The sequence below is a fragment of the Bythopirellula goksoeyrii genome, from assembly GCF_008065115.1.
Taxonomy (GTDB): domain Bacteria; phylum Planctomycetota; class Planctomycetia; order Pirellulales; family Lacipirellulaceae; genus Bythopirellula; species Bythopirellula goksoeyrii.
The window spans coordinates 1,597,777-1,611,871 of the sequence record NZ_CP042913.1; the positions used below are offsets into that span (position 1 = coordinate 1,597,777).

Genomic DNA, 14,095 nt, shown 5'->3' on the forward strand with positions numbered 1-14,095 from the left:
GTGTTCTATTTCTTGCATTCGCCGAGTGAAAAGAGTTGCGAATAGGTTCTGGCAGCCAGTAGGCATTGCGGGGGTCAATGCAAACGGGGGTAACCAGGCAAAGCGACCGCTCAGCCTGCCGCCTGGAGCTCTGCGAGTCCAGTTTCCACGCAAGCGGAAACGCTCTGCGGAGCTTTTTCAAAGGGTTCCAGTTCGTCGCGGAGAACCAAAACCTCTTTGGGAGCTTCAATACCAATTCTGACTTTGTCGCCACCGATTCGCACGACGGTGATGACAATGTCGTCTCCGAGTCGAATTCTCTCGGCTTCTTTGCGTGATAAAACTAGCATCTTGCACCTCCTTGTTAGGCCCGTGTTGGGCGATGTGTACTTATGTATAGTAATCGTAGTTAGGTAGTCTAGCAATTCCAGTTGGCCGCTATTGCACAAAAAATTGTTAGTGCATTCGTATCTCGTGCTAGCAAACCGTCTCTTCGAGAGGAAGCTTGGGGGCCTCCTTTAAGCGTGTCCGTTGGACTCGCTCGCCTCCTGACCCGTAGAACAGAATCGAGTTCGAATCTGTTTCCCAGATCGCAGAGAGCCTCACGGCTCGGGGCCCGTGCAGGCAGAAATAAACTCCGCAAGGTTTGCCAGCCCGCGAGAGCATTCTCACGGTCAAATGGCAGCAATCACTTTTCAATAACTCCATTTTGCTAAGGGTTTCAACGACGTAACAACGAATTTCCTCAAAGTTATGAATGCGTTCGTGGCGCTCCAGCATTGAGATCGTTTGCCTCCACTGAAGTAATAGGGCGAATGATAAATGAAAAAATCCTGTCAAGTAGCTTGGCTAAATTAGGTGAACTGGCGATGAGATTATTTATCGGCAAGATGTATCGAATACTGAAGATGAGATGAGTGCGAAGAATAGACGGAATTTTTGTCAAAACGCTCAAGTTGCAAAGCTCGCCACAGGATGGGGGAAACCTACCTAGCAATACTCTCAGATTCTCGGTGATTACTGCATATTCCAGTCACCAATCAGAGTGATTTGGCGGAGAAGTTCTTCCAGCCTGGCCTGGGTAGTATTGGCCAGAGATACAGTATGTTCGATACAGATCCAGCGAATCCAATTGGTTGCAGATAAGATCAAACCACCAACATGAAACGCGGCGATGGAGCGCAGCTCGTCGTTCGTTAGTGGACGAAGCCTGGCGTAGGCACTGAAGCACTTTTGACGGTCCGCTCTCTCGCACTGGAGACCCCCAACCAGTCGGGCAATATCTCCGGCGACCGAGTCGATCGCGACTGCTCCAAAGTCGACGATCCCCGTGACCTGAGTGCCAATAACCAGCACATTGCCAGGATGCACATCACGGAGACACCACTGCAAGGGGAGGGGAATACTGGCGCAATGTTCAACGGTAGCAGTCGCTCCAGGCAGGATACGCTCGATTCGAGAGAGTAACTCGAGAAGTGTCTCGCGTGTGGGCGAACGAGGTTCATCATGAACTGCCTGAAACAGTTCGGCCAATCGGCCCTGAAGCAACTCTGCGAGGAGATCCCGGCGTCGGAGAAGCCCTGGTGCGGGTTCACGTTTGACGCCGAGATTCGCGGGTCCAAAGCTCGCAGCCGCCAGGTGAAACCTAGCAAGTGTTTCGCAGGCCGCAATGCGTTGTTGCTCGTTTGAAGAGTGACTCCCGAGTGGTTGGCCAGCAAGCCAGGCAGTGAGTTCCCAGAGGTGGCCCCCATTTGAAAGAAAGGTATTTCCTGTGAGGGTTCTGTAGGGCTTGGGGACGCTGGTTATCCCTAGATGCCTGACATGTTCTATTAGTTGATGGATGGTCCGCAATTGGTCCGGAGAAGGATGATTTACTGGCCAGCATCGTAGGCAGTATTCATGCCCTTCATGCGATACTCGCCAGATTCTTGCTCCGCTGAGGCCCCCTGGAACGGCTTTCAGTTCAAGCGGCTCAATTCCCCAGTGGCTGAGGAGTGGAGCTATTTCTGCAACTTCGATTTTCGGCGTCAAAGGAATTGCCTTCTTGGTGTAATAGGTGAGTTGCTTCTGGTGCCTCTTTCTTGAGTGGAACGGCGCTATCTGCCGGTTCTTTCTCAAACGACTCGTCGATCGGTACAAAATGCAACTCACCAGTGGTCTGGCGCCAATTCGCTCGTTTCTCGCCACTTTGCCCCCCGCCTCATGCGGGTTAAACTGGGAATTGACGATTTTAACCTGACAGCACATGCCATGAAACTAATTATTGCAGTTATTCAGCCGATCAAACTGGAATCGGTCCAGCAAGCGCTCAGGCGGCTCGGTGTGACACGGCTAACCATCTGCGATGCAATGGGCTTTGCTCGTCAGCGCGGCCAAACCGAGACCTATCGCGGCAGCGAATACGCCACCAATCTGCTACGAAAAATATCATTGGAAATTGCCGTCAACGATGATTTTGTCGAGCGCACGGTCGAATGTTTGGCGCAGCAATGCCGTACGAGCGCGGAAGGAAACATCGGCGACGGGAAAATTTTTGTGCTGCCGATGGAAGAATCGATTCAGGTGAGCGATGGAACACGCGGACCAGGGGCGATTTAAGAGAAGCTGTTAGCTGTTAGTCTTTAGTCGTTAGTCAGGGTACCTTCACTCCATGTCCATTGTTTTGCTTTCACGTGATCTGATGCTTTCCTCGAAGCTTGAGGGAGCGGCACGGAGGGTTGATCAAACGCTCAAGGTAATCGGCACAGACGAGGCAGTGCTGGAAAGTGTGGCCGATTGTCGTGTGATGGTGGTCGATCTGGAAATTCCTGGCTTGGACATAGATGAATTGGTTCAGAATCTGAAAGCTCGATCCCCAGAGGGGATCCAGGTTATTGCTTATGCTCCCCATGTCCGTACGGAAAAGCTCGCAGCAGCCAAGGAAGCCGGTTGTGATCTTGTCGTCTCGCGAGGCCAAATAATGAGCGATGCGGAATCGATCCTGCGGAGTTTCTTGTAGGCCATAACAAGCAGTGCGCAGTTCCGGCATGACGCTTGTTCCGTCTACGGTGTTTTTGACGCCACCTCAGGGGACTTGTTACTTTTGGGAGTACGTGGCGAGCGGAGATCTTCTCCTGGCTCTCCCTCGATTTCATCCATTTCGGTTGAATCAACATGGTGCCGCAGGAGGAGGTAAATCCCTGTACTGGCGGTCCACAGCAGCGCCATGGGATAGGAATCAGAGAAAGAGGCGAGCATGTTCTTCCAGAAGTGGATTGCTCTGGCACCCGTGATGGCGGACCCCGTTGAAAGCGCGGGGTTGTCTTCTGAGAGTGATGTGTTCACGAGGGCAGCGGTCCGTTCGGAACCTGCTCCCCAACTAACTGCCCAATCGGTGAGTGCGCTTCCAGCGGTAGCAAATCCTGCAACAACTAGATGACCGAATATTCCGAGCAGTGAGGCGACGATCACGTAGAAGCCCAACCGAAGCGGTTTTTGGTAAACGTAGGCAGTTGCCCGACTGGCGGCGTCAAAGGCATCGCTCCGTTCGACTCCAATGGCTGCCCATGCGAGCGGCCAGCCAAACCAGAGGGCGATCAGCACGACGGCCAAGAGGATGCCCCAGACCAAATAGAGTCCCCAGAGAACGCCAGCGATGAGTGCAAAGAAGTCAAGACGCACCAATAGTCCCATCAAGGCAAGCGGGAAGGCGAACATTGCCGCGAAGAGCAAACCAACCAGCGGTGATCCAGCCGTGGCCGTCCATTTGGTGGCCGCTGACTTGAGGGCTGCGAGTGGATCAAGAATTTCTTCACGAGACAGATAGCGGGCAGAAATACGAGAGATAGCCCCTCCGGCAAGCGCCCAGACACCGATGGCCCAGACACCGCAGAGGAAAAGTTGAAATGCCTGCCAGAACGAGGTATCCAGCCGTAAGATGCGTACAAACGGGATTGCGAGCCAACTCCAGCCTTCAACGAGTGGTCCCATTTCGTGCTGACCTAGATGTCGCCATAACCAGCGAGTGATACCCGTTCCGCGAAACTCTGCGTCCGTCGTCGTACGAAAAAAAGTTTCGCCATCACTCGACAAAGCAAGCACAAGCGTTGGTGATGAATTATCAGGTGGCCGCTCTACTGACGCGATTCTTGGCAAATCCGCAGGATCGCTGAAAGTGCCTTCGATAAAAAACCAACCACCTTGGGTGACCAGCACCCCCAGCCAGGCGATGACCAACACTCGAATAAAGAGGCTTGCCCGCAGAGCTTTCACCAAAATCAGCCACGGGAAAAGCTCGCGCCAGCGGATTTCGTAAATTGATCCGGGGGATTGCGACATCGTGGAGGTCAACTTGCTGAGGGCTTGCAGAGCTTCGCTTAGGGGCAATTGCCACAGGCATTATAGAACGGCGGTGAAGTTTCTCCTAGTCAGCAGGTAATTGCCGCATCGTCTAGTTCAGCAGAGTATCGTCGTCCGGGACTTCATCGTCTTCGGGATCGGGGACGTGAGGCAAGGAGTAGCCCTCTTCGAGCCAGCGGCCCATGTCGATTTGGCGACAGCGATTGCTGCAGAAGGGCATGGCCGTAGTTTCAGACGGCTCGAATTGCGAGTTGCAGATAGGGCATTGCATGGTGCATGTAGGGAGGGCATCGCCCACGAAATTGATCGTAGTCCTTGATTGGTGGGCGGTGCCCACCCTACGAATCCTTCTTTGTTTTCTTCTTGGGAGTTTCTGTCTTGGATTCGCTGGTCTTTGGTTCAGACTTGGTTTTTTTGTCGCCGGTCGCTGATGCGGCGTCGCCGGGCGGTTTGTCTTTTTCGGCGCCGGATTTATACGACTCGCTACGGTAATCGGTTTGATAGAAGCCTGAGCCTTTGAATACTACGGCGGCGCCCGTCCCGAAGAGGCGGCGGAGTTTGGGTTTCTTGCACTCGGGGCACTTACGTTTCACTGATTCGTTGATGGACTGAAACAGTTCAAACTCGTGGCCACAGCCGTCGCAGAGATAGTCGTAGGTTGGCATAGTAAGTTGTCGCGTAAAAAATATGTGTCGTAATAGCCTTCGCCGGAAGGCGTTGTTTGATTGGAAAACTGTGCAACCATCGCCTTCCGGCGAAGGCTAGGATTCAGCTTGCGGGCCCCGTCGAGATAATGACTTGTGCGGGGCGAACGACTCGGTCGTGCAGCAGGTAGCCGACTTGGGCAACGTGGGCAACGTGCTGGGCGGGGATTTCTTCGTTGGGTTGTTGCAGGATTGCGGCGTGAATTTGCGGATCGAAGGGTTCAGCCATGGCTTCAATTGGTTTGCAATGATGCTGCGCAAGCAGGGTCAGCAGTTGTTGATGGACCAATTTGAATCCGTCGAGCAGAGATTTAGCTTCCCCTGATTTCTCAGCGGCCTCGATGGCACGTTCGATGTTGTCGACCACAGGCAGCAGATCGCGGAGGATGGGCATGGCCGCGTAACGCTGTTGTTCGTTGAGTTCACGTGTCGTGCGGGCCCGCAGGTTTTCCATGTCAGCCTGCAAACGGAGGACTCGGTCCTTCTCGGCAGCCAACTCAGCGGCTTCGCTGCTCTCGGCTTCTTCGAAATTCATGTCAGCGATCGCTTCGTCTTGCAACTCTTCGACGTCCGAGTTCGCCTTTTGACTATCTTCAGGGGATGGTTTTACCGCCATCGGTCCAATTTCTCCTCTTGGAAGACTCGTTGTTTATGAGTCCACTGTTTCGTGTTTGAAATACTCTTTAACTTTGTCGAAGAAACCTTTGCGCTCAGGAGCAACGTTCTTGTGCTCGATTTCGGCCAGTTCTCTCAAGAGCCGTTCTTCGTCGTCGGTGAGTTTCTTGGGAACCTCGATGTTCACCTGCACCAACAGGTCGCCGAGTCCAGCAATACGAGGATCGGGGAGGCCTTCCCCTTCCATGCGGAATACGTCGCCCGATTGAGTCCCCCGCGGCACATCCACCGTGCCGGGGCCACTCAGAGTTGGGACTTCTAATGTACACCCTAGAGCCGCCTGCGAATACGTGATGGGAATTCGGCAGATCAGGTGTCGGCCTTCCCGTTCAAACAACGGATGCTGGAGAACTGAGACAAAACAGTAGCAATCGCCGGAAGGCCCTCCATTGGGGCTTGGCTCGCCCTGCCCTGTGATGCGTACCTGCATCCCCTCGTCGACTCCCGCGGGGATCTGAACCTCAGCCTCGACGGACTTGAGTCGTTGTCCTGTCCCACGGCATGACTTGCAGGGAGAAGTGATCGACGAGCCTTCACCCTGGCATGCCGGACACGTTGTCTGGACACGGATGATGCCAGCCTGCTGGATGACTTGTCCCTGACCTCCACAGTAGGAACACTTTTCTCGTTTGCTTCCCTTAGTGGCTCCCGATCCTTCGCACGTATCGCAAGGTTCGTGTCGCTGAAACTCAACCTTTTTGCGGACACCCTGAGCAGCTTCCTGCAAGGTAAGGGTCACCGTGCATCGCACGTCTCGCCCTTTGCGAACTCGACTGCGGCGGCTTCGACCGCCACCAAAGAGGTCGCCGAAGATGTCGCCAAAGGCGGAGAAGATATCTTCTACATCCGAGAAGTGCCCTGCTCCGCCTTGGCCGTTCATTCCAGCGTGGCCGAAACGATCATAGCGGGCGCGCTTGTCCGGGTCGTGGAGGACCTCAAATGCTTCGGAGGCCTCTTTGAAGCGATCGATGGCCTCTTGGTCACCCGGGTTCTTGTCCGGGTGGTAAGTAACGGCGAGCTTGCGGTAGGCCGTGGCGATCTCCCCAGTAGAGGCCGTTCGCTCGACTTGCAGCACTTCGTAATAGCATCGCTTCTCGGTCATGAATCCGCTCTCGACTATTCCAACATGCAACCGGGCCACTGGCAAATTGCCGAGCGGCCCGGTGGCGAAACTTCAATGTGGCGAACGACTAGCGGATGCTGCCGACCACTCCACGCTTGTCGTCTTCCTTGGGATCGTAGTTGGTGACCAGAGCTTCTGTCGTGAGCAACAGCCCGCTGATGCTGGCCGCGTTGGACAGAGCCGTTTTCACGACCTTGGTTGGGTCGATGATGCCAGCCTTGATCATGTCGACGTACTCACCCTTGTTCGCGTCGTAGCCGGTGTTTTGCGGCTTGCGAAGCAGTTCGTCGGCGATCACGCTGCCGTCCAACCCACAGTTGTCGGCGATCTGCTTGATGGGGGCATCGAGTACGCTGAGCACGATCTCGACGCCTATTTTCTCATCACCTTTTGCACTGCTCTTAGCCGCAGCGACTGCATCTTTCGCACGGAGCAGAGCAACGCCACCGCCAGGGAGAATTCCTTCTTCCACGGCAGCACGGGTCGCGTGCAGGGCATCTTCCACGCGAGCCTTTTTCTGCTTCATGTCGGCTTCACTGCTCGCACCAACCGAGATGATAGCCACTCCACCGGTGAGCTTGGCAAGCCGCTCTTGCAGCTTTTCGCGATCGTAATCGCTTGTGGAAGCCTCAATCGACTTGCGAATCTGATCGATACGCTTGGAAACATCAGCCTTGCTGCCAGCACCTTGAACGAGGGTCGTGTTCTCTTTCGAGACGGTAATTTTCTTGGCACGACCAAGTTGTTCCAGCGTAATGTTCTCAAGCTTCATGCCGAGGTCTTCGCTGATGAGCGTGCCACCTGTGAGGGTAGCGATATCGCTCAGCATCGCCTTGCGGCGATCACCAAATCCAGGGGCCTTGACGGCACAAATATTGAGAACGCCGCGGAGCTTGTTCACGACCAAAGCGGCCAAGGCTTCGCCTTCGACGTCTTCAGCAATGATCAACAGCGGCTTGGCCTTCTGGCTGACCTGTTCGAGGATCGGCAGCAAGTCGCGGAGGTTACTGATTTTCTTTTCATGGATCAGGATGACAGCATCTTCGAGCACGCATTCCATGTCGGCGGTTTGGTTGATGAAATAGGGCGAGAGGAAGCCCTTGTCGAATTGCATGCCCTCGACCAACTCAAGCGTAGTTTCCATCGAGCGGCCTTCTTCGACCGTGATCACGCCATCTTTACCAACCTTTTCCATGGCGTCGGCCAAGAGGTCGCCAATCACACGGTCACTGTTAGCACTGATGGAGCCCACCTGAGCGATTTGCTCCTTGCTAGTCACGCTCTTGGAGATGGAATCGAGATATTCGACGGCGGCGTCGACAGCCTTACGGATGCCGCGTTGGACGGCCATCGGATTGCTGCCGGCAACCACGTTGCGAGTTCCCTCTTTGAGGATCGCCCGGGCCAACACGGTAGCGGTAGTCGTGCCATCGCCAGCGATCGAGGAGGTCTTGTCGGCGACCTCATGCACGAGCTTGGCACCCATGTTCTCGAACGGATCTTCGAGTTCGATTTCCTTGCTGACGGTCACGCCGTCTTTGGTGACGGTCGGACCACCGAAGGACTTGTTGATGATCACATTGCGGCCGGTGGGCCCCATCGTCACGGCGACGGCGTCGGCCAGTTTATCAACGCCGCGAAGCAGTTTGCTCCGGGCCTGATCTTCGAACATTAATTGCTTAGCCACGATTATTCTTCCTCTTGATTGAGTTGGTCAGTTGTTCGTTGTCCGTGGTCAGTTGTCCGCTGTTAGTTGCCCGTCGCAATATTGATGCAACTGACTACTGACCACGGACCACTGACAAACTAAACTACCTTTGCCAGGATATCGCTCTCGCGCAGGATCTTGAGTTCCAGGCCGTCGACTTCGACGTCGGACCCACCATACTTACCGTAGATGACCTCGTCGCCGATGGTGACGGAGAGCTCGCCACGCTTGCCGCTGTCGAGTAGTTTGCCACCGCCTACGGCGACGACTTTACCACGTTGTGGCTTTTCCTGGGCGGCGTCCGGCAGCACGATGCCCCCGGCGGTTACTTCTTCGGCTTCGCTGGGCTCAACAACAACGCGGTCATCGAGCGGACGCAATTTGATTTTGGCCATATTTAGGTTCCTTATTAAGTAGCTGTAAGCAGTTAGTTTTTAGTCTTTGGTCGTAAGTTTGTAGTCGTAAGTCATTAGTATTCTGTCTGGCTAATACCTAACTACCAACGACTAACACCTCTTTCTCTACATCATTCCGGGCATGCCACCCATGCCACCCATTCCGCCCATGCCAGGCATGCCGCCACCCATTCCGCCCATGCCACCCATACCGTGGTCATGGTGATCGCCACCGGCTGGCTCATCTTCCTGAGGGGCGTTTACGATTAGCGAATCAGTGGTCAGCAGCAGCGATGCGACACTCGCAGCATTCTGCAGCGAGGTGCGAACTACCTTGGCAGGATCGATGATGCCCGCTTCGACCAGGTCGCAGTAGGTATCCTTGTCGGCGTTGTAGCCCTCGTTCTTACCCTTGGAATGACGGACATTGTTGACGACCACGGCACCATCGACGCCGGAGTTCTCGGCGATGTACCGCAAGGGGTAATCGAGTACACGGCGAATGATCTCGACGCCGAGTCCTTCGTCTCCCTCAAGCTTCAGCTTGTCGAGAGCCTTTTCACTACGCAACAGGGCGACACCGCCGCCGGCAACGATTCCTTCAGCAAGAGCTGCCTGGGTGGCGGCACGGGCATCTTCCAAGAGAGCTTTGCGCTCTTTCATTTCTGTTTCCGTGGCGGCACCGCAGTTGATTTGGGCCACACCACCGGCTAGCTTCGCCAGTCGCTCCTGCAACTTCTCACGGTCGTAGTCACTGTCGGTGGTTTCAATCTCGCGGCGGATTTGATCCGCACGCGCGACAATGTCGTCCTTCTTGCCGCCACCGCCGACCATGGTCGTGTTGTCGCTCTTGATGATGATCTTGCGACACTTGCCCAGGTCGGAAAGCTGGATGGCATCGAGTTTGATGCCAAGGTCCTTGAAAATGGCAGTCGCACCGGTGAGCGTAGCGATATCGCCCAGCATCGCTTTGCGACGATCGCCATAGCCGGGGGCTTTCACGGCACAGACATTAACAATGCCGCGCATCTTGTTCACGACCAACGTAGCCAGGGCTTCGCCTTCAACATCTTCAGCGAGAATCAAAAGTGGCTTGCTCGCCTTGGAAACGGCTTCCAGAAGAGGAACCAAAGCCTTGGCGTTAGAGATTTTTTCCTCATAGACCAACACGAGACAGTTTTCGAATTCGACGGACTGATCATCTTCGTTGTTGACAAAGTGGGGCGACAAGAAACCGCGATCGAACTGCATTCCCTCGACGACCTCGACGCTGGTCTCGTTGCTTTTGCCTTCTTCGACCGTAATCACGCCATCCTTGCCGACCTTGGCAAAAGCCTCGGCGAGCACTGCACCAATCGACGGGTCATTATTGCCTGCGATCGTGGCGACCTGCTGGAGGCTTTTCTTGTTGGAGACGTCAACAGGTTCTGCGAGTTTGCCAATCGCAGTGGATACTGCCTCGACAGCCTTGGCGATGCCACGGCTCAGGGCCATCGCATCCGCACCCGCGGCCAGCATTTTGATGCCCTCGCGGAAGATTCCCTCGGCCAGCACAGTAGCAGTGGTCGTGCCATCGCCAGCGACATCGTTAGTCTTGCTGGCGGCTTCCTTCACAAGCTGGGCACCGAGATTCTCAAAGGCATCGTCCAGTTCGATGTCCTCGGCGACGGTCACGCCGTCCTTAGTCACCTTGGGCGAGCCCCACCCTTTGTCGAGCACGGCATTGCGGCCCCGGGGGCCGAGGGTGCTACGAACTGCCCGGGCGAGTTTCTCAACGCCGGCTTGCAGGGGCTTGCGGGCTTCTTCCTCAAATAGCATTAGCTTGGCCACGGTTTACTCCTCTTATAGATTTCGTTGGTCAGGGCTTGGATTAAGCCGGTTTGTTTGAATTGTCAGTTTTTGTGTTATTGTGTGCGGATGGCAGAGTCTTGCTGCCAATGAACGACCAATTTTGGCAGACAGACCACCACGTGCCAACTACTTTACGCAAGAGGCGTGCCAAGTGGTGGTGGGAGGGGGGGATAGCGGGAAAAACGGCTGGTTTTCTAGCACCAATGCCCAAGTGGGAGTTGCCAAGCGAATCCGGCGGAATGCCATTTTGGCAGACTGGGGGGTCGTCAGTTTGGTCTGTACATAGGCAACCTCCCAACCCGGTTCACTACCCAATGAGGACGTTAGCGCGAATGCAGTTGGTTGGCTGACATCGAACGGTGATTTAATGGCGCTCACTATTAGACCACATGGAGCCCAAGAGTTCGTCGCAATTGTCGATTGCAAGGCGCGTTCAATGGCAGCATATGGATTGAGCCAGGACAAGAACGAGTGGGTCCTCAAGAGTGTAAGCAATATTGAGGCCGACTTGAAAATGGATAGTTGGAATGGAACACCTCCCAAGCCGAGCGAAATTCGGAAAATGCTAATACTTCGAGGTGAGCAATAGGAAAATGTTAGAATAGACCCAAAGAAATCGGGAGTCGTGTTCAAGAATGGCTCCCAGCCAATTCGATCTCCCTTTTGCATTTCTCTGGGGGGCATTTATCATCCTTCCCCAGCGCAGCCGGTATTAGGCCCTTGATTCATCACGGGTACTCAAATCAATAAACCCAATCCTCGGCGACACGCATCCCCCCCGCCCGATGGCCGTCTGCGGCGACCATCGGGCCGGGCAAATCGTGACGTCGAGTTGGGGTCGCAACCAAACCCGACATAAATGTCGGGCTTAATACCGGCTGCGCCGGGAAACCCCGATAAATCGGCATGCAAGAAATGGATGGAGTTATGCTGAGACGACTCAATAATCCTGGGTGTCACCTGTTTCGAAGCATGGTATAATTGGTGCATGGCTGCTAAACTCTCCCCAGAACTCCGCCAAGAGATCGCAGACAACCCAGGTCAGGCAGTGCCGCTTGTCGACGAATTGTCGAATCGGACATACTTCGTCGTTGGTGAAGAATTTCTCTTTCTAGCAGTCGAGCAGGACAAGGCGTCGCGGGCTCGTCTACTGGCGTTGCTGCAAGAGGGGGAAGAGAGCGCCGAAGTTTCGCGTGAGGAAGGTTTCGCAAGGATGCGGGCCAAAGTGCAGGAGCTAAAAGACAAGTCGGCATGATGCGATTGATCTTCACCGAGGGGGCCTTGGCAGATTTTGAGAGCATTCTCAACTATATCGCCAAAGACAACCAATCCGCAGCCGTTCGATTTGGCGAGGGATTGATCGAGACTTGTGAACTACTGGAAAAGATTCCGGAGCTAGGGGTCAAAAAAAAACGATCTCAAGCTAGGCTTACGACTCTTCACTTATCGCGGTTATGGTCTCTATTACCGTATTGATGACCAACGCCAAGCGTTGAAACTTCTACGTGTGTTGCATCCCGCTCTTGACGTGCGTCGGCAATCGTTTGAGTAGTTGGATCAGGAAGCAGCATCTTCGGCATTAAGAATCTCGGCTATCCGCTGTTCGGCCAAATGGATGCTGCCCGACTGCTGGCAGTGGACTAGTGGCAGTTGCATTCATTGGCCACCATCAGACGGCTTTACTTTCGCCGGAACCTTCCAGGACTACTACTCCGCTTAGTACATGACCCTTCCCCGGCGCAGCCGGTACTAGGCCCGTGATTTATCAGGGTATTCGGACTTAATCCAGAGCATCGCTCGTTAACATATCCTGCGAAGTGTGCCGGACTCGTATGGTTACCAACGGTATAATTTTAGCGCCAGACGGAGTGCCGTGAATGATTCGTTCCGAAGAACCAGAAGATCTACAGGCAATCCATACTGTTCACGTAGCCAGCTTTCCCACCAACGCCGAGGCACAGTTGGTCGATTTGCTGAGAGAGGCTGATCGACTCTCAGTATCGCTGGTGGCGGAGGCAGATAGCTTGGTCGTCGGGCATATCGCGTTCAGTCCAGTGACGGTTGAATCTGGCGAGGTCGGCGCTGGGCTCGCTCCCATTGCCGTCATCGAGTCGTATCGAAAGCAGGGGGTCGCTGCCGAATTGGTGCGGGCAGGATTGCAGGCGTGCCGCGAGAATGGCTTCGGCTGGGTTGTCGTGCTGGGAGAGCCGGGTTACTACGCTCGGTGTGGATTTCAGCCAGCCACGGAGTTTGGTCTTTCGGATGAGTACGGAGGAGGTGTCGCTTTCCAGGTGGTTGAACTGGTTGAGGGCAGCCTGCCGGTTGGCGATGGGCTAGTAAAATACGCCCCAGAATTTGCGTCGCTAGGCTGAATTCCAGGTTCTGGCACATTGTTTGCGACTGTTAGAAGTCTTCACAGTAATTCACGATAAGGATGACGCTAATCAATCAACTCTTCAGCTCGCACCTTCTTGCGACCTAAACAAGTTTGGCGTTCCTTCGAGTTACAGATACTTCCCTTTTCGTAGCACTCTTACTGCTCGTTGGAAAACCCTTGGTAGAAGCGGTTTAGTTCGCGTTGGCAGCGAGACAATCTGCTTGTCCCCAGGCCGCTGCCAGTCACTTGAGTTGCTGTCTACGGTGCAGGGCCAACCCCGCTTAGAATGAACCGAGCATCAAGTAATATGCGCTCTGTGAGCAGCCGACCGTTTCACCATTTTGGTGAATCGTCAGGTGCATATTGGTGAGACGTTGTTCTAACTTCTTTTCTGACTGTGACTTGTGAAAAGGATTGGATGCGTCGAAGAGCAATTGCGGATCTCTCCGGTCACACGTAAATGCTTCTTTAACAATGAGTTATGACGATAGGGCCTCTCATCACACATCTGGTGAAACTGACAGTCGACACTTGCAGAGCTATATCGTTCGAGTAAAAGTTTTCTTGCGCCGTTGCACACCGGAATATTGCAGTTCTCTCCCGCAATCTGGAGATTTCTATCAGCCTTATAAGATCCCAAGGTTGCGTAGCCTGATCATTCCCCACGCAAGACAGATGGCTTGGCATAGTGATTGCACTTCAGTTTGGCTCTCGTGGTACTTTTTTGTCCGTTTGCCGCGTTGTGGCACGGCTTGAAGATACTATCTCAAACGCTAGAAAAGAGGGCCGACTTGTGAACGCAGACCGTTTTTATTCTTCAGACGACCACGATGACTCTTCGCAGGTCCATTTCTCAGCTGGTGCCCCTCGCCACCGCAGCGGAGTCGCTCCTGACCGCATGAAATCCAAGCGACGCAGCTTCCGCAAACGTCCTCTGCCCAACCC

Annotated in this window: 15 protein-coding genes; 5 read left to right on the plus strand and 10 right to left on the minus strand. The window is 54.3% G+C overall.

The genetic code is table 11. The annotated features are described in order from the left end of the window. Window positions 1-110 precede the first annotated feature (110 nt). The gene (locus Pr1d_RS06355; RefSeq protein ID WP_148072751.1) at window positions 111-329 is read right to left on the minus strand and encodes a carbon storage regulator; all 219 of its coding nucleotides are present in this window, start codon (window positions 327-329) and stop codon (window positions 111-113) included. 667 nt (window positions 330-996) lie between these two features. Next, the gene (locus tag Pr1d_RS06365; protein ID WP_168205086.1) at window positions 997-2,010 is read right to left on the minus strand and encodes a phosphotransferase enzyme family protein; all 1,014 of its coding nucleotides are present in this window, start codon (window positions 2,008-2,010) and stop codon (window positions 997-999) included. Between the two features lie 219 nt (window positions 2,011-2,229). Here Pr1d_RS06365 and Pr1d_RS06370 point away from each other — a divergent pair, with 219 nt between their 5' ends. Then, window positions 2,230-2,577 carry a P-II family nitrogen regulator gene (locus Pr1d_RS06370; RefSeq protein WP_148072754.1) on the plus strand — a complete coding sequence of 116 codons (348 nt, stop codon included), beginning with the start codon at window positions 2,230-2,232 and terminating at the stop codon, window positions 2,575-2,577. A 52-nt stretch (window positions 2,578-2,629) separates the two neighbouring features. Further along, window positions 2,630-2,977 (plus strand): hypothetical protein, encoded by a 348-nt coding sequence (locus Pr1d_RS06375; protein WP_148072755.1) that lies wholly within the window; start codon window positions 2,630-2,632, stop codon window positions 2,975-2,977. A gap of 44 nt (window positions 2,978-3,021) precedes the next feature. Here Pr1d_RS06375 and Pr1d_RS06380 read toward each other — a convergent pair whose 3' ends face one another. The 8 genes from Pr1d_RS06380 to groL (Pr1d_RS06415) all read right to left on the minus strand — a co-directional run bounded on the left by Pr1d_RS06380 (window position 3,022) and on the right by groL (Pr1d_RS06415) (window position 10,740). Further along, entirely contained in the window at window positions 3,022-4,296 is a 1,275-nt protein-coding gene (locus tag Pr1d_RS06380) for a hypothetical protein (RefSeq protein WP_148072756.1), read from the minus strand. 112 nt (window positions 4,297-4,408) lie between these two features. Continuing rightward, on the minus strand, window positions 4,409-4,654 hold the full coding sequence (locus Pr1d_RS06385) for a DNA gyrase inhibitor YacG (protein WP_238476647.1): 246 nt from the start codon (window positions 4,652-4,654) through the stop codon (window positions 4,409-4,411). Window position 4,655: 1 nt separating this feature from the next. Further along, entirely contained in the window at window positions 4,656-4,982 is a 327-nt protein-coding gene (locus Pr1d_RS06390; RefSeq protein ID WP_148072757.1) for an FmdB family zinc ribbon protein, read from the minus strand. 103 nt (window positions 4,983-5,085) lie between these two features. Continuing rightward, window positions 5,086-5,637 carry a nucleotide exchange factor GrpE gene (gene grpE, locus Pr1d_RS06395; RefSeq protein WP_148072758.1) on the minus strand — a complete coding sequence of 184 codons (552 nt, stop codon included), beginning with the start codon at window positions 5,635-5,637 and terminating at the stop codon, window positions 5,086-5,088. Window positions 5,638-5,670: 33 nt separating this feature from the next. Continuing rightward, window positions 5,671-6,798, minus strand: a complete 1,128-nt coding sequence (gene dnaJ, locus Pr1d_RS06400) for a molecular chaperone DnaJ (protein WP_148072759.1) — start codon at window positions 6,796-6,798, stop codon at window positions 5,671-5,673. Window positions 6,799-6,886: 88 nt separating this feature from the next. Beyond that, entirely contained in the window at window positions 6,887-8,506 is a 1,620-nt protein-coding gene (groL, locus tag Pr1d_RS06405) for a chaperonin GroEL (RefSeq protein WP_148072760.1), read from the minus strand. Between the two features lie 119 nt (window positions 8,507-8,625). Then, window positions 8,626-8,922 carry a co-chaperone GroES gene (gene groES, locus Pr1d_RS06410; RefSeq protein WP_148072761.1) on the minus strand — a complete coding sequence of 99 codons (297 nt, stop codon included), beginning with the start codon at window positions 8,920-8,922 and terminating at the stop codon, window positions 8,626-8,628. A gap of 126 nt (window positions 8,923-9,048) precedes the next feature. Next, a complete protein-coding gene (gene groL / locus Pr1d_RS06415) occupies window positions 9,049-10,740 on the minus strand; it encodes a chaperonin GroEL (protein WP_148076277.1) in 1,692 nt (563 codons plus the stop codon). A 1,021-nt stretch (window positions 10,741-11,761) separates the two neighbouring features. Between groL (Pr1d_RS06415) and Pr1d_RS06430 the strand changes: the two genes are divergently transcribed. The 3 genes from Pr1d_RS06430 (at window position 11,762) to Pr1d_RS06440 (ending at window position 13,145) form a co-directional block, all read left to right on the plus strand. Continuing rightward, window positions 11,762-12,028: a hypothetical protein gene (locus tag Pr1d_RS06430; RefSeq protein WP_148072764.1), complete on the plus strand. Its 267-nt coding sequence runs from the start codon at window positions 11,762-11,764 to the stop codon at window positions 12,026-12,028. Further along, window positions 12,025-12,249 (plus strand): type II toxin-antitoxin system RelE/ParE family toxin, encoded by a 225-nt coding sequence (locus Pr1d_RS06435; RefSeq protein WP_148072765.1) that lies wholly within the window; start codon window positions 12,025-12,027, stop codon window positions 12,247-12,249. Before Pr1d_RS06430 ends, Pr1d_RS06435 begins: the two co-directional genes overlap by 4 nt. A 401-nt stretch (window positions 12,250-12,650) precedes the next feature. Beyond that, window positions 12,651-13,145, plus strand: coding sequence for a GNAT family N-acetyltransferase (locus Pr1d_RS06440; RefSeq protein WP_148072766.1), 495 nt, complete (start codon window positions 12,651-12,653; stop codon window positions 13,143-13,145). The last annotated feature ends 950 nt before the right edge of the window (window positions 13,146-14,095 follow it).